Origin of the sequence: Glycomyces sp. MUSA5-2, assembly GCF_037034145.1 — a bacterium.
GTDB lineage: Bacteria > Actinomycetota > Actinomycetes > Mycobacteriales > Micromonosporaceae > Glycomyces > Glycomyces artemisiae.
Genome location: NZ_JBAGKG010000008.1, coordinates 179,821 through 199,929 on the forward strand (window position 1 = coordinate 179,821; position 20,109 = coordinate 199,929).

16 protein-coding genes are annotated in these 20,109 nt (G+C 70.6%); 11 read left to right on the top strand and 5 right to left on the bottom strand.

Annotation, left to right across the window (positions count from 1 at the left end; all coding sequences use genetic code 11):
* The first annotated feature begins 45 nt into the window (after positions 1 to 45).
* From aspT (WA640_RS23150) to aspT (WA640_RS23160), 3 genes are read left to right on the top strand one after another with little or no spacing between them, the layout of a single operon-like run.
* Positions 46 to 1,743: an aspartate-alanine antiporter gene (gene aspT, locus WA640_RS23150; RefSeq protein ID WP_335990897.1), complete on the top strand. Its 1,698-nt coding sequence runs from the start codon at positions 46 to 48 to the stop codon at positions 1,741 to 1,743.
* A 23-nt stretch (positions 1,744 to 1,766) separates the two neighbouring features.
* Positions 1,767 to 3,386 carry an aspartate 4-decarboxylase gene (aspD, locus tag WA640_RS23155; protein ID WP_335990899.1) on the top strand — a complete coding sequence of 540 codons (1,620 nt, stop codon included), beginning with the start codon at positions 1,767 to 1,769 and terminating at the stop codon, positions 3,384 to 3,386.
* Positions 3,387 to 3,398: 12 nt separating this feature from the next.
* Positions 3,399 to 5,084, top strand: a complete 1,686-nt coding sequence (gene aspT, locus WA640_RS23160; RefSeq protein WP_335990902.1) for an aspartate-alanine antiporter — start codon at positions 3,399 to 3,401, stop codon at positions 5,082 to 5,084.
* On the opposite strand, the gene WA640_RS23165 is transcribed toward aspT (WA640_RS23160), so the two are convergent.
* Entirely contained in the window at positions 5,081 to 5,971 is an 891-nt protein-coding gene (locus tag WA640_RS23165; protein ID WP_335990903.1) for an SMP-30/gluconolactonase/LRE family protein, read from the bottom strand. The genes aspT (WA640_RS23160) and WA640_RS23165 overlap by 4 nt on opposite strands.
* Positions 5,972 to 6,231: 260 nt before the next feature.
* Here WA640_RS23165 and WA640_RS23170 point away from each other — a divergent pair, with 260 nt between their 5' ends.
* The 5 genes from WA640_RS23170 (at position 6,232) to WA640_RS23190 (ending at position 12,618) form a co-directional block, all read left to right on the top strand.
* The gene (locus WA640_RS23170) at positions 6,232 to 7,380 is read left to right on the top strand and encodes a cellulose-binding domain-containing protein (protein WP_442904805.1); all 1,149 of its coding nucleotides are present in this window, start codon (positions 6,232 to 6,234) and stop codon (positions 7,378 to 7,380) included.
* Between the two features lie 182 nt (positions 7,381 to 7,562).
* A complete protein-coding gene (locus tag WA640_RS23175; protein WP_106366674.1) occupies positions 7,563 to 8,327 on the top strand; it encodes an IclR family transcriptional regulator in 765 nt (254 codons plus the stop codon).
* A 275-nt stretch (positions 8,328 to 8,602) separates the two neighbouring features.
* Positions 8,603 to 9,376, top strand: a complete 774-nt coding sequence (locus tag WA640_RS23180) for an MIP/aquaporin family protein (protein WP_335990905.1) — start codon at positions 8,603 to 8,605, stop codon at positions 9,374 to 9,376.
* A 55-nt stretch (positions 9,377 to 9,431) separates the two neighbouring features.
* Positions 9,432 to 10,961, top strand: coding sequence for a glycerol kinase GlpK (gene glpK, locus WA640_RS23185; protein ID WP_106366712.1), 1,530 nt, complete (start codon positions 9,432 to 9,434; stop codon positions 10,959 to 10,961).
* 25 nt (positions 10,962 to 10,986) lie between these two features.
* A complete protein-coding gene (locus tag WA640_RS23190) occupies positions 10,987 to 12,618 on the top strand; it encodes a glycerol-3-phosphate dehydrogenase/oxidase (protein ID WP_335990907.1) in 1,632 nt (543 codons plus the stop codon).
* Positions 12,619 to 12,807: 189 nt separating this feature from the next.
* Here WA640_RS23190 and WA640_RS23195 read toward each other — a convergent pair whose 3' ends face one another.
* Positions 12,808 to 13,353: an ArsR/SmtB family transcription factor gene (locus tag WA640_RS23195; RefSeq protein ID WP_335990909.1), complete on the bottom strand. Its 546-nt coding sequence runs from the start codon at positions 13,351 to 13,353 to the stop codon at positions 12,808 to 12,810.
* A gap of 71 nt (positions 13,354 to 13,424) precedes the next feature.
* Between WA640_RS23195 and WA640_RS23200 the strand changes: the two genes are divergently transcribed.
* Entirely contained in the window at positions 13,425 to 14,723 is a 1,299-nt protein-coding gene (locus tag WA640_RS23200) for an MFS transporter (RefSeq protein WP_335990910.1), read from the top strand.
* Here the strand turns inward: WA640_RS23200 and WA640_RS23205 are convergent.
* Both WA640_RS23205 and WA640_RS23210 read right to left on the bottom strand, forming a co-directional pair.
* Positions 14,720 to 15,640 carry a hypothetical protein gene (locus WA640_RS23205; RefSeq protein ID WP_335990912.1) on the bottom strand — a complete coding sequence of 307 codons (921 nt, stop codon included), beginning with the start codon at positions 15,638 to 15,640 and terminating at the stop codon, positions 14,720 to 14,722. The genes WA640_RS23200 and WA640_RS23205 overlap by 4 nt on opposite strands.
* A gap of 82 nt (positions 15,641 to 15,722) precedes the next feature.
* A complete protein-coding gene (locus WA640_RS23210) occupies positions 15,723 to 16,151 on the bottom strand; it encodes a DUF4267 domain-containing protein (protein ID WP_335990914.1) in 429 nt (142 codons plus the stop codon).
* A 108-nt stretch (positions 16,152 to 16,259) separates the two neighbouring features.
* On the opposite strand from WA640_RS23210, the gene WA640_RS23215 reads away from it, so the two are divergent.
* Together WA640_RS23215 and WA640_RS23220 are read left to right on the top strand one after the other, a co-directional pair.
* Entirely contained in the window at positions 16,260 to 16,829 is a 570-nt protein-coding gene (locus WA640_RS23215; RefSeq protein ID WP_106366681.1) for a TetR/AcrR family transcriptional regulator, read from the top strand.
* Between the two features lie 58 nt (positions 16,830 to 16,887).
* Positions 16,888 to 17,769 (top strand): sigma-70 family RNA polymerase sigma factor, encoded by an 882-nt coding sequence (locus WA640_RS23220; RefSeq protein WP_335990916.1) that lies wholly within the window; start codon positions 16,888 to 16,890, stop codon positions 17,767 to 17,769.
* A gap of 171 nt (positions 17,770 to 17,940) precedes the next feature.
* Here the strand turns inward: WA640_RS23220 and WA640_RS23225 are convergent, their stop codons facing one another.
* Positions 17,941 to 20,058 carry a beta-galactosidase gene (locus tag WA640_RS23225; protein WP_335990917.1) on the bottom strand — a complete coding sequence of 706 codons (2,118 nt, stop codon included), beginning with the start codon at positions 20,056 to 20,058 and terminating at the stop codon, positions 17,941 to 17,943.
* Positions 20,059 to 20,109: the final 51 nt, after the last annotated feature.

Below are 20,109 nucleotides of genomic sequence, written 5' to 3' on the forward strand. Positions count from 1 at the left end.
TTCCAGTACATTCGGCTGACTACTGTCGGTGTTGCGGGGGTCACGGTGTGGAACTGGCTTGAGGACTCGATCGTCGCGCACCCCGAGATCTCGATCTTCCTCGCGCTGGGCCTCGGGTTCTTCGTCGGCAAGCTGAAGATCAAGGGCATCGCCCTCGGGCCGGTCACCGGGACGCTCCTCGCGGGCGTCCTCGTCGGCATCGTCTTCTCCGGCATCGACATCCCCGACCTCGTCAAGACCGTCGCGTTCGTGGCCTTCCTGTTCGCCCTCGGCTACAACGTCGGCCCCCAGTTCTTCGCGGGCCTCAAAGGCGACGGCCTCAAGCAGGTGCTCCTCGCGGTGATCAACTGCGTCGTGGGCCTGGGCATCGTCATCGTCCTCGCCAAGGCCCTCGGCTACGGCCCCGGCTGGGGCGCCGGGCTCCTCGCGGGCGGCCTCACCCAGTCCGCGGTCATCGGCGTCGCCGACTCCGCGATCAGCGCGCTCCCGGGCCTCAGCGCCGACGACGTCAAGGAGATGGAGTCGCAGGTCGCCGTCGGCTACGCGGTCTGCTACCTGTTCGGCACCGCCGCGGCGGCGTTCTTCCTCTCGACGCTCGCCCCGCGCATGCTCGGCTCCAAGGACCTCGCCGCCGACGCCCACGAGATGGAGAAGCGGCTCGGCGTCGCGAAGGAACCGGGCATCGGCCCGGCCTACTACTCGGTGGTCCGCCGCTCCTACCGCGTCACTGGCGGCTCGGTCGTGGGCCGCACCGTCGGCGACCTCGAACGCCGCGCCGAGGACCTGGGCCACCGCATCATGTTCCACGACCTGCGCCGCGGCACCACCGTCCAGAAGGTCAGGCCCGCCACCGTCATCGAAGCCGGGGACGTGGTGACGCTCGCGGCCCGCCGCCCCGACCTCGTCGCGCTCAGCGTCGACCAGTGGGGCGAGGAGGTCGACGACGAGGAGCTGCTCGACTACCAGGTGGAGACGCTCGCGATCGTCATCACCAGCAAGAAGCTCGCGGGGCAGAAGATCGGCCCGGCCTTCGCCGAGCACGCCCCGCGCCTGTTCGTCACCAAGGTGGTCCGCGGCGGCCAGGAGATCCCCTGGAGCGACGACACGGTCATCCACGGCGGCGACGAGATCACCGTCCAGGGCGGCAAGGAGGAGGTCGAGGCCGTCGTCGGCGACCTCGGCTACCCCAACCGGGCCTCGGACGCCACGGACATGTCCTACGTGGGCATCGGCATCGTCCTCGGCGCGCTCATCGGCGTCCCCACGATCGCGGTGGCGGGCGCCGACATCGGCCTGACGACCTCCGGCGGCGCGCTCATCATGGGCCTCGTGTTCGGCTGGCTGCGCGCCAAGTCGCCCACGTTCGGGCAGTTCCCGCCCGCCGCGAACTGGATGCTCTCGACCGGCGGCCTGTGCATGTTCGTGGGCATCGTCGGCATCATGGCCGGCCCCGACTTCGTCTCCGGCGTCAAATCGGAGGGCCTCAGCCTCGTGTTCGCCGGGCTCGTCGTCACGCTCCTGCCGATGCTCGTGACCATGTTCCTCGGCAAGTGGCTGTTCAAGATCCCCGTCCCGGTCAACCTCGGCATCACCGCGGGCGCGAACACCACGACCGCCTCGATCGGCGCGATCACCGACACCGCGAAGAGCCAGGTCCCCGTCCTCGGCTACACGATCCCCTACGCCATCGGCAACGTCCTGCTGACGATCTGGGGCGCGGTCATCGTGGCCGTCCTCGCCTGACCGCACACTCGAAAGGGAACGCCATGACCACGGTCGACCGCGACGAAGAACGCCGCCTCGAAGGGCTCAGCCCCTTCGAGCTGAAGAACCGGCTCATCGAGCTGGCCGGGGAGAACGAGAAGGCCAACGCCCTCGCGATGGTCAACGCCGGCCGCGGCAACCCCAACTGGACGGCGACGGCGCCCCGCGACGCGTTCTTCCTGCTGGGGCAGTTCGCGGTCACCGAGACCCGCCGCGACTGGGACGAGTTCGCGTCCTTCGGCGGCATGCCGCAGTCCGACGGCATCGCCGCGCGCCTCGGCGACTACCTCAAGGCCAACGCCTCCGCGCCCGGCGCCGAGGCCCTCGGCCGCTACGTCGCGTACGGCACCGACGCGCTCGGCTTCGACGCCGACGACTGGGTCGGCGAGCTCGCCGACGCGATCATCGGCGACCACTACCCGGTCCCCGACCGGATGCTCGTCCACGCAGAGAAAGTGGTCCACGCCTACCTCGACGCCGAGATGGGCGGCGCCCCCAAGGGCGGCTGGGACCTGTACGCCGTGGAGGGCGGCACCGCCGCGATGTGCTACCTGTTCGACTCGGCGCAGGTCAACGGCCTGCTCCACCGCGGCGACCGGATCGCGCTCATGGTCCCGATCTTCACGCCGTACCTGGAGATCCCGCTGCTCGACCGGTACGCGTTCGACATCGTCTCGCTGGAGGCGTCGACCACCAGCGAGGAGGGCATCCACACCTGGCAGTACCCGGACGCCGAGATCGACAAGCTCAAGGACCCGTCGATCAAGGCGCTGTTCCTGGTCAACCCGTCGAATCCGCCGTCGGTGAAGCTCGCCGAGGCCACGCTGGAGCGCATCCGCGACATCGTCGCGAACCACAACCCGGGCCTGACGATCATCACCGACGACGTCTACGGCACGTTCACCGACGGGTTCACCTCGCTCATGTCGAGCCAGGCGGCCAACACCATCGGCGTCTACTCGTTCTCGAAGTACTTCGGCTGCACCGGCTGGCGCCTCGGCGTCATCGCCATCGCGAAGGACAACGTCTTCGACCAGCGCATCGCCGCGCTCGAAGAGACCCGCACCGCGGCGCTGCGCGAGCGGTACGCGTCGATCACGCTCGAACCGGAGAAGCTCAAGTTCATCGACCGCATCGTGGCCGACTCCCGCGACGTGGCGCTCAACCACACCGCAGGGCTCTCGACCCCGCAGCAGGTCCAGATGGCCCTGTTCTCGCTCCACTGCCTCACCGACGCCGAGAACCAGTACAAGAAGGACTGCCAGGCCGTCATCGCCCGGCGCCTGAAGCAGCTCGTGGAGGGCCTCGACGTGCCCTACCCGGACGACCCGGAGGCCGCGCACTACTACGTGGAGCTCGACCTCCTCAGCTGGGCCGAGCGGAACTGGGGCCCGGAGTTCGCCGACTGGATGCAGGCCAACTACGAGCCGGTGGACCCGATATTCCGCCTCGCGCAGGAGGAATCGGTCGTCCTGCTCAACGGCGGCGGCTTCGACGGCCCCGAGTGGTCGGTCCGCGTCTCGATGGCGAACCTCCGCATGGACGCGTACCAGCGCATCGGCGCGGCCCTGCGCCGCATCGGCGACGAGTACCACGAGGCGTTCCAGAACAGCCGCAGGTAAGGGGGAGGGGCGATGGACTGGATCAAGTCGACACTGGAGTCGACCCCCGAGATCGCGCTGTTCGCGTGCCTCGCGATCGGGTTCGCGGTCGGCCGGGTGAAGATCTGGAAGATCTCGCTCGGCGGCGTCGCGGGCACGCTGATCGTGGCGATCTTCCTCGGGATGGTCGCCGACATCGAGCTGAACGACCAGGTGAAGCAGATCGCGTTCGCGCTGTTCATCTTCACGCTCGGCTACATCTCGGGGCCGACGTTCTTCGCCAGCCTCAACCGCAAGAGCCTGCGGTACGCCACGTTCACCGGCATCGAGGTGGTCTCGGTCCTGGCGATCACGGCCGCCGCGGTGCTCATCATGAACCTCGACGTCGGCACCGCCGCGGGCCTGCTCGCGGGCGGCGCCACCGAGTCGGCCGCGGTCGGCACGGCGACCGACGCGATCGGTCGCCTCGACCTGTCCGACACGGAGATCGCGACGCTCCAGGCGAACGTCGGCACCGCCTACTCGATCTCCTACATCTGCGGCCTCATCACGATCGTGCTCCTGTCGAGCCAGTTCTTCCCGCTCATCATGCGCGTGAACCTGCGCGAGGAGGCCGCGAAGCTGTGGGCCAGGCTCGGCGGCGCCGAGGACGACGCGACCGCGACACCCGCGGCCCCGCCGATCGTCGGCCGCGAGTACCGGGTGACCGCGGCCGCCGGGCGCACCGTGGCCGAGCTCCAATCGGACCTCGGCGAGGCCACCGTCGAGGAGGTCTTCCGGCAGGGGGCCGCCGTCAAGGTCGAGCCGGGCACCCGGCTCGCCGAGGGCGACAAGGTCCTCCTGGTGGGCCGCCGCGAAGCGCTCGTGGGCGCCGCCGCCCACGTCGGCACCGAAGTGAACCTCGACGAGTCGATGGGCATGAGCCTCGACCTCGCCGACGTCGTCGTGACCCGCAAGGGCTACAAGGCGTCCACGCTCGGCGAGATCCGCAGGGACTTCGAGACCGAGCGCCAGGGCGTGTTCCTCCAGAAGATCATCCGCGGGGACCACGAGCTGCCCGTCCAGCCCAAGACGCTCATCCAGCGCGGCGACACGCTGCGCCTGGCGGGCGCCGCGCGGGACATGCAGCGGGCGGTCCCGATGATCGGCTTCCGGATCGACCCGAAGGTCACCTTCGACATGGTGTTCATCGCGATCGGCGTGGTCCTGGGCTTCCTCATCGGCATGCTCGTGTGGACGGTGGGGACGATCCCGCTGACGCTCGGCACCGGCGGCGGCTGCCTCCTCGCGGGCCTCCTGTTCGGCTGGATCCGCTCGAAGCGGCCCACGTTCGGGCAGTACGACTCGGGCGCGGCCGACGTCATCAAGACGCTCGGCCTCGCCACGTTCATCTGCGCGGTCGGCCTGTCCTCGGGCCCGCAGGCCGTGGAGCTGGTCGAGGAGTTCGGGGTCGGCCTGCCGATCGCGGGCGTCGCGATGACCGCCATCCCGGCGTTCATCTCGCTGTTCGTGGCCTGGAAGGTCATGAAGCTCCCGGCGCCGCTGACGCTCGGCGCCGTCACCGGCCAGCAGTGCTCCACGCCCGGCGTCACCGCCGTGCAGGGCGCCGCGGGCAACGCGACGCCGCTCATGGCCTACACGATCGTCTACGCCTTCTCGAACGTCGTCCTGCCGCTCCTGGGGCCCATCGTCGTGGCGATGGCCCATGCCATCGGCTAGAGCCGCCAGGCCCCGTTCGTGTTCAGCATGATCGAGTACACCGAGTCGGTGGCGGTGATGAAGAGCCGGTTGCGCTTCGGCCCGCCGAAGACCAGGTTGGACACGGCGGGCTGGGGCACCTGGAGGGTCGCCAGGTGGCTCCCGTCGGGGTCGAAGCAGTGGACGCCCGCGGCGGCGGCCCACACGCGGCCCTCGACGTCGACGCGGAGGCCGTCGAAGCGCCCGCCGGGGGACTCGGCGAACACCGCGCCGCCGACCAACTTCCCGTCCTCGACCGCGAAGGACCTGATGTGCCCGCCCGCGGTGTCGGCGATGTAGAGGGTCCGCTCGTCGGGAGAGAACGCGAGCCCGTTGGGCCGCTGGAAGTCGTCCGCTACGCGGCGCACCGCGCCCGTGCCCGGGTCGAGGCGGTACACGTGGCACCCGTCGATCTCCGGGTCGGACCGGTGGCCCTCGTAGTCGCTGGTGATCCCGTACGGCGGGTCCGTGAACCACACGGCCCCGGCCGAATCCACTACCACATCGTTGGGGCTGTTGAACCTCCGGCCCTCCCAGCGGTCGGCGAGGACCGTGACCGAGCCGTCGAACTCCGTCCGCGTGATGCGGCGCTCGCCCTGCTCGCAGGAGACGAGGCGGCCCTGCCGGTCGAGGGTGTGCCCGTTGGTGTAGCCCGCGGGGGAGCGGAAGACGCTCACCGAGCCGTCGGTCTCGTCCCAGCGCATGAGCCGGTCGTTCGGGATGTCGCTGAACAGCAGGTACTTGCCGGAGGGGACGTAGACGGGGCCCTCGGTCCACCGGCCGCCCGAGAACAGGCACTCCAGGTAGTCGTCGCCGCCGACGTTGAACCGGGCGTCGTGCACCGCGAAGCTCACTGGTGTCTTGCTCAACGGGAACCTCCTGGGGTCGCAGTCGTCTCGACCCCGAACCTACGGTATCGAAAGTTTTCGATTTATCGGCCTCCGGTGCATTGTGTCCTCCGTGTTACCGCTCTACCCTGAGTGCACCGCGCCGGGAACGGCCCGGCCGCCCTCACAGACGGGAACTGAACATGGGACCGGCACTCCCCGAGCACCGCAGGCGAAGACTGGGCATGGTCCTGGCCGGCGTCGCCGCCGTGGCGACCGCCGCCAGCCTCGCCACCTTCGCGATGCACCCCGCGTCGGCGCAGACGAACGGCTGCGCCGTGGAATACCAGGTCACGGCCCAGTGGCCGGGCGGCTTCAACGCCGACGTCGAGGTCGCGAACCTCGGCGCCGCCGCGGTCGAGCCGTGGAAGCTCGAATGGGACTTCGCGAACGGCCAGAAGGTCACCAACGCCTGGAACACCACCGCGACCCAGTCCGGGGCGCACGTCACGGCCGTCGCCGTCGACTACAACAAGCGGCTCGCCCCGAGCGCGTCGGTGAGCTTCGGCTTCTCCGGCACCACCTCGGGCAGCAGCAACGCGACGCCGACCTCGTTCACGCTCAACGGGGTCCAGTGCACCGGCGACGCGGTGCCGACCTCGGCCCCGCCGACGACCACCGCGCCGACTGAGGGGCCGACCGGCGGCACCGGCCAGGACGAGTGGAACCCGCCCGCGAACCTGGTCCAGCCTTTGAACGAGGTCTGGGCCCACGTCGAGGACACGTACGACCTGAACTTCCGCAACTTCGGCTGGGACCAGGTCATGGCGACCGGCGGCACCATCAACTACTGCGTCCGCTGGGACTCGCAGAACCCGGTGACGGCCCAGACCCGCGACCAGATCGCCGCGAAGCTCCAGGACCAGTACAACCGCTGGTTCGACCAGATGGCCGGCTGGAACGAATGGCCCTTCGACGAGATCGACGTCAACGTGGTCGGCTGGGCCGCAAGGGACCGCAGCCTCCTCCAGTGGAGCGACAACTCGGTCGACGTCTACATCGGGGACATCCGCGAGGACGCCCCGCAGTGCGCCGAGGAGTGCGGCCGTTTCTTCCACCAGGACGGCAACTACTCCCAGTGCCCGGGCGGCGCGGCGCGCCACTACGACCAGAGCCTGTGGCTCACGCAAGGCATGGGCGGCGGCGCGGGCGGCGACTGGGGCCAGCGCATGGGCCAGGAGTACTTCGTGGGCGCGCTGAACTCGGCGCAGATCCACATCTACCTGCACGAGCTCGGCCATACGTTCGGCCTCGACGACTTCTACGACTGGACGCCGACGGGCCAGTGCTGCTTCATCATGAAGGCGGGCTCCTCGACCACGATCACCCAGTTCGACGAGTGGATGCTCCGCGACTGGTGGCGCCACCTGAAGAGCAGGTACGGCTATTAGCGCCCCCTAGCGTTCCTCCTCAGGCGGCGGCGGGTCCGGAAGGCCCGCCGCCGTCCCTTTGCGTTCACTCTGCGGGCGGTGTCGGTCCCGATCTGGTCGGCAAGGGCCGATAGTGTTTAGCATTGTCGAACGCGGCCGTTTCTCGGAGCCGCGGGCGGACGGGACCGGAACGGAGGCGGGGGATGGCCAAGCACATCCAGTCGCTGGAGCGCGCGGCGGCGATGCTGCGCCTGCTCGCGGGCGGCGAGCGCCGCCTCGGCCTGTCCGACATCGCCTCGGCGCTGGGCCTGGCGAAGGCCACCGCGCACGGCATCCTGCGCACCCTCCAGCACGAGGGCTTCGTGGAGCAGGACCCCGACTCGGGCCGCTACCAGCTGGGCGCCGAGCTCCTGCGCCTGGGCACCACGTACCTCGACGTCCACGAGCTGCGCGCCCGCGCCCTGGTGTGGACCGACGACCTGGCCCGCTCGGGCGGCGAGGCGGTGTACCTCGGGGTGGTCCACCAGCACGGCGTGCTCATCGTCCACCACGTGTTCCGGCCCGACGACAGCCGCCAGGTCCTGGAGGTCGGCGCGATGCAGCCGATGCACTCCACGGCCCTCGGCAAGGTGCTCACGGCCCTCGACCCGGTGGCGCACGCCGAGCTCGTCGACGCCAAGCGCGAGCCGTTCACGGCCGCGACGGTGACCGAGCTGCCCGACATCGAGAAGGTCCTCGAAGCGACCCGCGCCCAGGGGTACGCCACCGACCTGGAGGAGACCTGGGAGGGCGTGGCCTCGGTGGCCGCGCCGATCCTCGACCGGCACCGGCTCCCGGTGGGCGCGGTCGGCATTACCGGCGCCGTCGAGCGCGTGTGCAGGGACGGGGAGCTGCGTCCGGAGCTCGTCGCGGCCGTCCGCGACACCGCGCGCTCGGTCTCGCGCGACCTCGGCGCCAAGCCCTTCTAGCGCTCTGCCCTTTTTCTCCACTTTCCTGCGGTCCCTTTGTGGTCCTGGTATGCCTGTCTTGCAGGAGTTTTCCATGGTTCTCAGGAGGGAGTGTGGTCGTGGTCACATACCTATTGACGCGCGGGTAACCAAGGAGAACACTTTGCGTACGTCGGTCGGCATTGTCGAACGCTAAACGGCTTCAGCGGTCACTCGCGCCACTGACGTGAACAAAGCCCTTCCAACGAGGACGGCGCCCCCGGCTCCGCACTCGGGCACGGACAAAGGAGTTCCAAGTGTCCAACACAGACATCATCACCGGCGAGGTCGTCGGCACGGCCCTGCTGATCCTGCTCGGCGCCGGCGTGTGCGCCGCCGTCACCCTGAAGAAGTCCAAGGCCCAGAACGCCGGGTGGCTCGCCATCGCCTTCGGCTGGGGTTTCGCCGTGCTCACCGGCGCGTACGTCTCCGCCGGGGTCTCGGGCGCCCACCTGAACCCCGCGGTCACCATCGGCCTCGCGATCACCGGCGGCACCGAGTGGAGCCAGGTCCCCCTCTACATCGTCTCCCAGATGGTCGGCGCCATGCTCGGCGCGGCCCTCGCCTGGGTCGCCTACTACGGTCAGTTCCAGGCCCACATGGCCGACCTCGCGAGCCAGCCCGAGCCGCCCGAGACCGCGGGCGACGCCAAGGCCGGCCCGGTCCTCGGCATCTTCTCCACCGGCCCGGAGGTCCGCAACCCGGTCCTCAACCTCCTCACCGAGATCATCGGCACCTTCGTGCTCCTCATCGCGATCCTCACCCAGGGCCTCAACGACTCCGGCAAGGGCCTCGGCGCGCTCGGCGTGCTCATCACCGCCCTCGTCGTCGTCTCCATCGGCCTCTCCCTCGGTGGCCCCACCGGCTACGCCATCAACCCGGCCCGCGACCTCGGCCCCCGCATCGTCCACGCGCTCCTGCCGCTCAAGGGCAAGGGCTCCTCCGACTGGGGCTACTCGTGGATCCCGGTGATCGGCCCGCTCGTCGGCGGCTCGCTCGCGGCCCTCCTCTACAACGTTGCCTTCGCGTAGCCATGGGGACACAATCGACCTATTCCGCCTCGACAACGATGTTTTGGAGCGCACCATGACCGACTCGCACACCGGACCGTTCATCGCGGCCATCGACCAGGGCACCACGTCCAGCCGGTGCATCGTCTTCGACCGCGACGGGCGCATCGTCGCCGTCGACCAGAAGGAGCACGAGCAGATCCTCCCCAAGCCGGGCTGGGTCGAGCACGACGCGGCCGAGATCTGGCGCAACGTCCAGGAAGTGGTCGCCGGGGCCATGGTCAAGGCCGGCGCCCGCCGCGACGACATCCTCGCCATCGGCATCACCAACCAGCGCGAGACGACCATGCTGTGGGACAAGCACACCGGGCAGCCGGTCCACAATGCGATCGTCTGGCAGGACACCCGCACCGACCAGCTCTGCAAGCAGCTCGGCGGCGACGTCGGCCAGGACCGCTGGCGCCGCGAGACCGGCCTGCCGCTCGCCGCGTACTTCGCGGGCCCCAAGATCGCGTGGCTCCTCGACAACGTCCCCGGCCTGCGCGAGAAGGCCGAAGCGGGCGACCTCCTGTTCGGCACCATGGACTCGTGGGTCATCTGGAACCTCACGGGCGGCGTCGACGGCGGCGTGCACGTCACCGACGTCACCAACGCCTCGCGCACCCTCCTCATGAACCTTGAGGACCTCAGCTGGAACGAGGAGATCGCGGCGGAGATGGGGGTCCCCCTCCAGGTGCTCCCCGAGATCCGCTCCTCCTCCGAGACCTACGGGACGGTCACCGGCGGCACCCTCGGGCAGCTCCTCGGCGGCGTCCCCGTCGCCTCCGCGCTCGGCGACCAGCAGGCCGCCCTGTTCGGGCAGACCTGCTACTCCGTCGGCGAGGCCAAGTCCACGTACGGCACCGGCACGTTCATGCTCATGAACACCGGCGAGAAGCTCATCCACTCCGAGTCGGGCCTGCTCACCACCGTCGGCTACCGCATCGGCGACCAGGACCCCGTGTACGCCCTCGAAGGCTCCATCGCCGTCACCGGCTCGCTCGTCCAGTGGATGCGCGACCAGATGGGCCTCATCAAGACCGCCGCCGAGATCGAGACGCTCGCCGCCTCGGTCGAGGACAACGGCGGCGCGTACTTCGTGCCCGCCTTCTCCGGCCTGTTCGCGCCCTACTGGCGCTCCGACGCGCGCGGCGTCATCGCGGGCCTCACCAGGTACGTCACGAAGGCGCACATCGCGCGCGCCGTCCTCGAAGCCACCGCCTGGCAGACCCGCGAGATCACCGACGCCATGACCAAGGACTCCGGCGTCGAGCTCTCGGCCCTCAAAGTCGACGGCGGCATGACCTCCAACAACCTCCTCATGCAGTTCCTCGCCGACGTGCTCGACGCCCCCGTCGTGCGCCCCATGGTCGCCGAGACGACCTGCCTCGGCGCCGCCTACGCGGCCGGCCTCGCGGTCGGCTTCTGGGACACCACCGACGACCTCCGCGCCAACTGGCGCCGCGCCGCCGAATGGACCCCGGACATGGACCCGGACGTGCGGGACCGCGAATACAAGAACTGGCTCAAGGCCGTCGAGCGGACCATGGGCTGGCTGGAAGACTGAGAACAGTGCAATTAGGAGCGCGGCCATGACCACCTTGCAGCACCTCCCCGCGAACTGGGAGGACCCGACCGTCGCACGCTTCACGGAGCGCGCGGACCGGGCCGAGCAGCGCGACAACCTGTCGAACCAGACGTTCGACCTGCTCGTCATCGGCGGCGGCATCCTGGGCATCTCCACCGCCTGGCACGCCGCCCAGTCGGGGCTGCGGGTGGCCCTGGTCGACTCCGGCGACTTCGCCGGGGCGACCTCGTCGGCCTCCTCCAAGCTCCTCCACGGCGGACTGCGCTACCTCCAGACCGGCGCGGTCAAGCTCGTCGCGGAGAACCACTTCGAGCGCCGCGCCGTCACCCGCCAGGTGGCGCCGCACCTCTCCCGGCCGCTCACGTTCTACCTGCCGATCTACAAGGGCGGCCCGCACGGCGCCGCCAAGATGGGCGCGGGCGTGTTCGCGTACTCCGCGCTCTCCGCGTTCGGCGACGGCGTCGGCCACCTGCTCAACCCGGTCAAGGCCCGCATGGCCGTGCCCGAGCTGCGCACCGACGACCTCAAGGCCGTCGCCGTCTACGGCGACAGCCAGATGAACGACGCCCGCATGGCCCTCATGACCGTCCGCGCCGCCGCCGACGCCGGGGCCGTCGTCCTCAACCACGCCGAGGTGACCGGCCTGCGCTTCACCGGCAAGCAGGGCCAGCGCAGGCGCGTCTCCGGCGCCGACCTGCGCGACCGCATGGACGGCACCGAGTTCGGCGTCAACGCCCACGTCGTCCTCAACGCCACCGGCCCCTGGGTCGACCACCTGCGCCGCATGGAGGACGCCGGGTCCGACCCGTCGATCCGCCTCTCCAAGGGCGCCCACCTCGTCCTCAAGCGCACCGCCCACTGGAAGGCCGCGCTCGCGACGCCGATCGACAAGTACCGCATCACCTTCGCGCTCCCGTGGGAGGACATGCTCCTGCTCGGCACCACCGACGAGGAGTACGAGGGCGACCCCGGCGACGTCGCCGTCAACGAGAAGGACGTCAGGCAGATCCTCGACGAGGCCGGGCACTCGGTCCGCTCGAACCAGCTGAACCGCGACCTCATCACGTACACGTTCGCCGGGCTCCGGGTCCTCCCCGGCGGCCCCGGCAGCACCGCCAAGGCCAAGCGCGAGACCGTCGTGACCGAGGGCCGCGGCGGGATGCTCTCCGTCGCGGGCGGCAAGTGGACCACGTTCCGCCACATCGGACGCACCGTGATGAAGAAGCTCGCCGACATGCCCGGGTACACGCTCGGCGCCGAGATGGAGCCCATGAAGAACCTGCCGCGGCGCCTCCCGCTGCCGGGCATCTCCAACCCGCACGCCGTGCAGCACCGGCTCCTGTCCGACGGCGGCGCGCCGCTGCCGAACCTCGGCGAGGACACCGCGAAGCACCTCGCGACCCACTACGGCTCCATAGCCTTCGACATCGCCCGCCTCGCGGGGGAGCACCCGGAGCTCGCCGAGCGCGTCCACCCGGACGCCCCCGAGATCTGGGCGCAGGTCGTCTACGCGCGCGACATGGAGTGGGCCGAGACCCCCGACGACGTGCTCCGCCGCCGCACCACCCTCACCATCCGCGGGCTCGACACGCCCGAGGTCCGCGCGAAGGTCCAGCGGCTGCTCGACCAGAAGTAGAAGCTTTCTTCCACACACACGAGGCAGGCACAACCGCCTCGGAGGGCGGGGCGGGGTCTGAGGGGTCCCCGTCCCGCCTCTTTTCGCCCGGCGCCCGCCGGACTCCTCGCCTCAGTGCCCCCCCGGACCTGTCGGACCCCCGCGGCACCCTTGAGACCGGGGGTGACCGCGGATCGAACGATCCTCGCGTTACTCCCGGCCCGAGTCCGGGTGGATCGCCATGAACACCGAATACGGCTTCGCCCCCGGCCCCGGCTCCAGCACCGCCAGCTCGTCGAACAGCACCTTGAACCGGCGGCTGACCTCCGCATACTGCGCCTCGTTCAGCCGCAGCCCGAGCCGCCCCGCGTTCACCTGCCCCAGGTCCGGGAGCTCCGCGACCTCCGTGCGGAACGCTTCGAGCATCGCCACCGACAGGTCGGTCTTGAACTCCTCGCCCAGCTGGAGCGCCCACGACTTGCGCGTCGCCAGGTACGGGATCTCCCGCGCGCCCCGCGCCCCGATCCGCTCCTCCTGCGGCGTGAGGAACCCCGTCTCCACCAGCTTGCGCACGTGGTGCAGCACCGTCGCCGGGTTCGCGCCGAGCCGCTGCGCAATCTCCTTGTTCGTCAGCGCGTGGTCCAGGCACAGCCGCAGGATCCGCAGGCGCACCGCCGAGGCCACCGCCTTCGCCTCGGCCTCCGTCGCCAGCGGCCGGTCGTCCTTGAAGCCCTCTGATCTGCGCTGTTCTGCCACGACCCCATCCTAGGGCAGGCCCGGGGCCTCACTGATTGACAATTCCCAACCGATTGGGAATACTCAATCGCATGATCTCCCTCGGCGACCCCGACGCGGTCGCTCCCGCCAAGCGCGACCGGCTCGGCCTCCTGCGCGACCACGACTTCCGCGACCTCTTCCTCTCCACCACCGTCGCCCAGGTCGGCTACCAGATCACCTCCCTCGCCCTCCCGCTCGCCGCCGTCATCGCGCTCGACGTCAGCGAACTCGAAGTCGGCGTCCTCTCCTCCATGACGATGATCGCCTTCGTCCTCATCGGACTCCCCGCGGGCGCGTGGGTCGACCGCATGCGCCGCCGCCGCGTCCTCATCGTCAGCGACATCGTGCGCGCCGCCGTCCTCTTCACCGTCCCCCTCGCCTGGTGGGCCGACGCCCTCACCATCTGGCAGCTCTACGCCGTCGCCCTCGTCATCGGCGTCTTCACCGTCTTCTTCGACGTCTCCTACCAGAGCTACCTGCCCCACCTCGTCGGCCGCGAGCACCTCGTCGAAGGCAACGCCAAACTCGAAACCGTCCGCGCCACCGCCCAGCTCGGCGGCCCCGTCCTCGCCGGACAGCTCATCCAGTGGCTCACCGCCCCCGTCGCCATGGCCTTCGACGCCGCCGCCATGGGCGCCTCCGCCCTGCTGCTCCTGCGCATTCGCCGCCGCGAACCCAAACCCCAAGTCGCCCACGGCTCCCGCATCACCGCCGAGATCAAGGACGGCCTCAGGTTCGTCCTCCGCCACCGCATCCTCGCCTCGATCATCGCCTGCACCGGCACCTGGAACTTCTGGATGGGCGCCTTCATGGCGATGGTCGTCGTCTTCCTGCCCCGCGACCTCGGCATGAGCCCCGGCGAGATCGGCCTCTTCTTCGGCCTCTTCGGCGTCGGCGGGGTCTTCGGCGCGTTCGCCGTCGGCACCGCCACGCGCTGGCTGGGGGAGGGCCGCACCGTGTGGGTCTCGGTCGCGGTCACCTCCCCGTGGATCCTGCTCATCCCCGCCGCCGAACCTGGTTGGCGGATCTGGATGGGGGCCTTCGCGATGGCGTTCGTCGGCGTCGGCGGCGTCGTCTACAACGTCACCCAGGTGAGCTTCCGCCAGCGCCTGACCCCCGACAACATGCTCGGCCGCATGAACGCCACCGTGCGGTTCGTCGTCTTCGGCGCCTACGCGATCGGCGGCCTCGTGGGCGGCGGGCTCGGCCAGCTCCTCGGCGCCCGCACTACGCTGTGGATCGCGGCCGCCGGGATCTGCCTCGCGTTCCTGCCGGTGTTCTTCTCGCCCTTGCGGAACATGCGGACCCTGCCCAGTCCCGAGACCGAACCCGTGGGAGCGGCCGCCTAGGCCCGCTCCAGCGCTTCCGCGAGCTCCAGGTACAGCGGGCCCAGCGCCCGCAGCGCGGCGGCCGCCTCCGCGGCCCGCCCGGCCGCGAGGTCGTACTGGAGCCCGCCCACCAGCCGGGCCTGCCTGGCGGCGATAGCTGATGCCTCGTCAGCGCCTGCCGCCGCCAGGCAGGCCCCCGCATCGCTGAGCCGCCGCGCGCCCGCGGGCACCATGAAGTCCAGGTCCTGACGGGTCCGATCGCTCAGCCCCGCCTCCCACATCGCGGCGAGTCCTTCGGCCGCTTCGGCGTTCGCGACGTTCCCGTTCTCCACGGGGCGCCCGTGCGCCCCGCGCAGCCACCCTGCGAACACCCCGATCTGCGACCGGACCGCCTGCGCCGCAGGCACCTCGGCAGTCCGCTCGAACTGCCGCCGCGATGTGAACGACTCCCCGTACTGGAGCGAGTCCGTGCGCCAGGCCGCGATGAACCGGTCCACCGGCAGGCTCGCGAACGGGTACCCCTTCGGGTCGTGGAACCGGACCAGGCCGTCCTCCACCCCGAAGACCGTCACGTAATGGTCGGCGCCCCAAGCGCTTCCGCGTCCCCGCACGTGCGTCAGCAGCCCCATTTCCACCGGGCCCGTTACCAGCGGCGCCGCGGGGGTCGCCGCCCGCAGCCGCTCGGCGGCCTCCTCCTCGCTCCCGCCCGCCTCGAAGACGCAGGTCCAGCCGAGCGCCGCGAGGGCGGCGTCGAGCCCGATCTCGCAGTCCCATCCCGCCGGGTCGAAGAACGGGGTCGCGCCGGCGTGGAGCTGCATCCCGAACGGCGACCCGGTGAGCACGTCGACGGCGCCCGCCCCGGGGGAGTCCGGGCCGAGCGCCATCGACAGTGAGCTGGCGTAGCAGTTGTCGCTTGAACCGGTGTACGGCAGGAACATCGGGTCCTCCTGGGATCGATCGGCGCGGTCCCGTGCGACGCTACGGATATTCAATTTTTCGCGCAAGGGTGCGAAATTCGGATCACTTTTCGGCGTGCGCGAGGGTCGTGCGCTCGGCGGCCTGGTGCTTCGCGACCTTCAGCTGGAGCAGGCCGATGACGATGACGCCCGCGGCCGTCGCGTAGTGGACGCCGAACGCCATGGCGGCGCTGCCGCCGTGCGCCAGGATCAGCGAGCCGTCGCCGATCGGGATGAGCGCCGTGGCGAGCAGGGCCCAGCCGAGCGCGCGGCGCTCGCGGATGATCAGCAGCACCAGGAGCACGATGGCCGAGCCGAGGTCGCGGGCGCCCTTGACGCTGAGGAAGTCGGCGGCCTCGCCGGTCGGCCAGTGGGCGAAGCCCATGCTCGGGGCGACCGCGGCGGGGGTGAGGAGGTACTGGAGGCCGAAGGAGAAGACGAACAGGACGCTGAGCACGGTGAGGGTGTCGGCCGTGATGCGGAGGGCTTTCACGGGGGTTCTCCCTTATTTGTCATGGGCTAGGAAATCTAGCATCGCTAGGAACATGAACGACGCTAGCATAGCTGTGCTCGGATGTCTAGCGGTGCTAGAATTTTGCGCATGGTCACCAGTCAGCGCCGCGAACGCGAACGCGCCCAGCGCGAAACGCTCATCGTCAACGCCGCCCGCGAGATGGCCGAAGCCGACGGGTGGCCCGCGGTCACCGTCCGCAGGCTCGCCGAGCGCATCGAGTACAGCCAGCCGGTCCTGTACTCCCACTTCGCGGGCCGCGGCGCGATCGTCGACGCCGTCGCCCTCCAGGGCATCGGCGAACTCGCCGAAGCCCTCGAAGCGGCCCGCGCGGGCGCCGAGCCGGGCGCCGAACTCGCGGCCGTCGCACAGGCCTACCTCGACTTCGCGACCGGGCACCCGGCCGTCTTCGAGGCCGCGTTCACCCTCGCCGAGGGCCTCCCGTTCGGCCCCGACGCGCCCGAGGTCCTCAAGGCCGGGTTCGCCCCGCTCTTCGCGGTCTTCGCCCCGCTCGCGGGCGACCACGACCCCGAGGCGGTCACCGAGGCCGGCTGGGCCGCGATCCACGGACTGGCCGTGCTGGCCCGCGACGGGCGCCTGCGCCCCGAGCACCAGGAGGAGCGCCTGGCGGTCGTGCTGGAGAAGTTCACCGGCCGCTGATGTCACGTCCGGCGGGCTCCGCGGGTCAGTACAGTTGACCGACTTTCACGGAGGACCCATGAGCGACGACGTCCTGGTGCAGCGCTTCGAGGAGCACCGCGGCCACCTGCGCGCGGTCGCGTTCCGCATGCTCGGCAGCGCGAGCGAGGCCGACGACGCCGTCCAGGAGACCTGGATGCGCTTCGCGCGCACCGACACCGCCGAGGTCGAGAACCTCCGCGGCTGGCTCACCACGGTCGCCTCCCGCGTCTGCCTCAACCTCCTGCGCTCGCGCCGCTCCCGCCGCGAGGACGAGCTCGACCGCGACCACGACACCGCGGCCTTCCCCGGCGAGGCCCCCGCCCCCGACCCGGAGGCCCAGGCGGTCATGGCCGACTCGATCGGCCTCGCCCTCCAAGTGGTCCTCGACTCCCTGAATCCGGCCGAGCGGGTGGCCTTCGTCCTTCACGACCTCTTCGACGTGCCCTTCGACCGCATCGCCCCGGTCCTCGACCGCACCCCGGAGGCCACCCGCCAACTCGCCAGCCGTGCCCGCCGCCGCGTCGTTCAAAAGCAAGGTCGCGGGGGCGCACCCGTTGCCGACGTGCCCCTCCAACGCGCAGTCGTGGAAGCGTTCCTCGCCGCAGCCCGCGAGGGCCGCTTCGACGACCTCCTCGAAGTCCTCGACCCCGGCATCAAAGTCGTCGCCGACCCCGCCGCGGTCGCCACCGGCTTCGCCGCCCGCGAAGTCATCGGCGCCAAGCAGGTGGCCGAGATCTTCAACGGCAACGCCCGCGCCGCGATCCCCGTCCTCGTCGACGGCTACGTCGGCGCGATGTGGGCCCCCGGCGGCACCCCCCGAGCGGTCCTCGCCTGCACGGTCGAAGGCGGCCGCATCACGGAGATCGCCATCATGAACGACCCGACCACGATCGCCGCCCTCGACCTCGCCGACCTCTGACCCGGCCAGCGCGCGCGATCGCAGCTCGCGACCGTCCCTCGCGAACCGCCCTCTTTCGAGTGACAACCCCGCCCGCGGGCCCGATTCTTGTCGGACCCGCGGGCAATGCTGGGCGCTACGGTCCCCTCTGGGAGGGTGGGGGCTAGGGATGGCTATACGGGCTTCAGGTCTTTAGCGTGCTTCGCGGAGGACCTTCACGTCCCAGGGGCCCAGGCGGATCGAGGCGCCCTCCTGGTACTCGGTGTCGTCGAGGGCGTCGGCCGCGGCCGCCGGGAGTTCGATGTCGACTTCGTTCCAGGACCAGTTGTGGAGGAAGCGGACCGTGCGGCCGTCGGCGGCCGTGCCGCTGGTCGCGGTCACGCTCGGGTGGGACGGGCGCCAGCGGTCCGCCGGGGCGAGCCATTCGAAGAGGGACTTCGCGAAGGCGTCGTTGGGGATCGTCCCCACGAAGGTCACCCGGCCGAGGCCGTGGTCCTGCGTGGTGGCCGCGGCGAACTTGCCGAAGTGCGGGTGCACGTACTCGGCGAGGGGCTCGGCGCCGCGCAGGTACGCGCCGTCGGCCCACTTCAGTGCCGCCGCACCCTCGCCCAGCTCCAGGCCCGAGCCCTCGGCCGCGCGGACTTCGACGTCACCGAGGAGGTTCGCGAACTCCTCGTACCAGACCCCGGCCGCCTCGTGGAGCCGCGCGGGCTTCACTTCCAGGCGGGCCCGCGCCTCCTCGTCGGCGTACCCGGTGCGCGGGCCGAGCACCAGGTGCCCGCCCGCCGCCGCATAGCGGTCCAGCCAGTCCAGCAGGTCGTCGTCGGCCGCGTAGATCCCCGCCGCCACGAGCACCGGGAACTGCGCGACCGCCTCGCCCGGCTCGCCGAGCTGCTCGGTGTGGACGATGCGCGCCTGGAGCCCGGCGTCGAACGCCCCCTTGTAGAACGGGCCCGTGATCGACTCGAACGACCGCCGGTCCGGCCCGCCGTCCGCGGTCTGGAGCGGCGGCTGGGCCGTCAGCGCCCATTCGCTCTCCTTGGAGTAGAGCACCGCCACGTCGGCGTGCGGCACGAGCCCGTCGAGGGCCGCGCCCGCCTTGCGGAACTCGGCGCCCAGGCGCGCGAGCTCGCGGTACGTGCGGCCCGGCTCCTGGCTGTGGGGGAGGATGCCGCCCCAGTAGGTCTCGGTGCCGAAGTGGAGGGTGTGCCAGTGCCAGTACTCGATCATGCGCGCGCCTCGCGAGACGAGCGCCCACGCGGCCTGGCGCCACTGCCCGTCGTACGCGGGCAGGTTCTCCCAGGGCCCGCCGATGGCCTGCGCGTTCGTCTCCGTCACCAGGAACGGCTCCTGGCGCGAGGAGTACATCCGGTCCGCCGAGTGGTACAGCGCCCACGTGCCCCGCGTGTTCCAGTTCGCGGCGTCGCCGCTGCTCTCGTGCGGCAGCGCGAACGCGTCCTGCATGCGGTAGTAAGGGTTCCCCGCCGTGATCGAGAGCCGCGCGGCCAGCGCGCGGTCGTCGAGCGCCGGGCGCGGGTACGAGATGCACGTGGTCGTGAACTGGTCCTCGCGCGCGTACTCGCGTGCGATATCGGCCTGCCAGCCGATGAACTCGGTGGTCTGCTCGGCTTGGAACCGCCGCCACGCCTGCTCGTACTGCGGCTGCGCGTTCCCGTCGGGCGTCCACAGGTCGGCCCAGGTCGAGAGCCGATGGGACCAGTAGACGAGGCCCCATTCGCGGTTGAGCGTCTCCACGTCGCCGTACTTGTACCGCAGGTAGTCCGTGAACCGCTGGAACACCCCGTGGTTGTGGAACAGCTGGAGACCGGGCTCGTTGTCGACTTGGAAGCCGATGACCGCCGGGTGGTCGGCGTAGCGGGCCAGGATCTTGCGGATCACGCGCTCGGCGTGGAACCGGAACGCCGGGTGCGTGTAGTCCACCTCCTGCCTGCCGCCCCAACCGATCCGCTCGCCCGTGCGGTGTTCGCCCGCGATCTCGGGGTACTGGCGCGCCAGCCACGGCGGCACCGCGTACGTCGGCGTACCGAGGACCACGGCGATGCCGTGCTCCAGCGCGCCGTCGAGGACCGGTGCGAGCCAGTCGAGGTCGAAGCGCCCGTTCTCGGGTTCCCAAGTGCTCCACACCGACTCGCCGACGCGGATCACCGAGAACCCGGCCTCGGCCATGAGGTCGAGGTCGGCGGCGAGCCGGTCGAGGCCGGTCTTGGAGTCGAGGCCGTCGGCGGCCGCGGGCTGGTACTCGTAGTAGTACGCCGCGCCGAAGAGGATCGGGTTGGGCCAGTTGGACATTCGGTTCCCTTCTCAGGTGGGTGGGAGCGGGCCGGGCCCGTCCGGCGACGG

What these genes read in the sequence shown, in the direction of transcription:
- aspD (WP_335990899.1), top strand. Translation starts at nt 1,767, where the DNA reads ATGACCACGGTCGACCGCGACGAAGAACGCCGCCTCGAAGGGCTCAGC.
- aspT (WP_335990902.1), top strand. Translation starts at nt 3,399, where the DNA reads ATGGACTGGATCAAGTCGACACTGGAGTCGACCCCCGAGATCGCGCTG.
- WA640_RS23170 (WP_442904805.1), top strand. Translation starts at nt 6,232, where the DNA reads ATGCACCCCGCGTCGGCGCAGACGAACGGCTGCGCCGTGGAATACCAG.
- WA640_RS23175 (WP_106366674.1), top strand. Translation starts at nt 7,563, where the DNA reads ATGGCCAAGCACATCCAGTCGCTGGAGCGCGCGGCGGCGATGCTGCGC.
- glpK (WP_106366712.1), top strand. Translation starts at nt 9,432, where the DNA reads ATGACCGACTCGCACACCGGACCGTTCATCGCGGCCATCGACCAGGGC.
- WA640_RS23190 (WP_335990907.1), top strand. Translation starts at nt 10,987, where the DNA reads ATGACCACCTTGCAGCACCTCCCCGCGAACTGGGAGGACCCGACCGTC.
- WA640_RS23200 (WP_335990910.1), top strand. Translation starts at nt 13,425, where the DNA reads ATGATCTCCCTCGGCGACCCCGACGCGGTCGCTCCCGCCAAGCGCGAC.
- WA640_RS23205 (WP_335990912.1), bottom strand. Translation starts at nt 15,640, where the DNA reads ATGTTCCTGCCGTACACCGGTTCAAGCGACAACTGCTACGCCAGCTCA.
- WA640_RS23215 (WP_106366681.1), top strand. Translation starts at nt 16,260, where the DNA reads ATGGTCACCAGTCAGCGCCGCGAACGCGAACGCGCCCAGCGCGAAACG.
- WA640_RS23220 (WP_335990916.1), top strand. Translation starts at nt 16,888, where the DNA reads ATGAGCGACGACGTCCTGGTGCAGCGCTTCGAGGAGCACCGCGGCCAC.
- WA640_RS23225 (WP_335990917.1), bottom strand. Translation starts at nt 20,058, where the DNA reads ATGTCCAACTGGCCCAACCCGATCCTCTTCGGCGCGGCGTACTACTAC.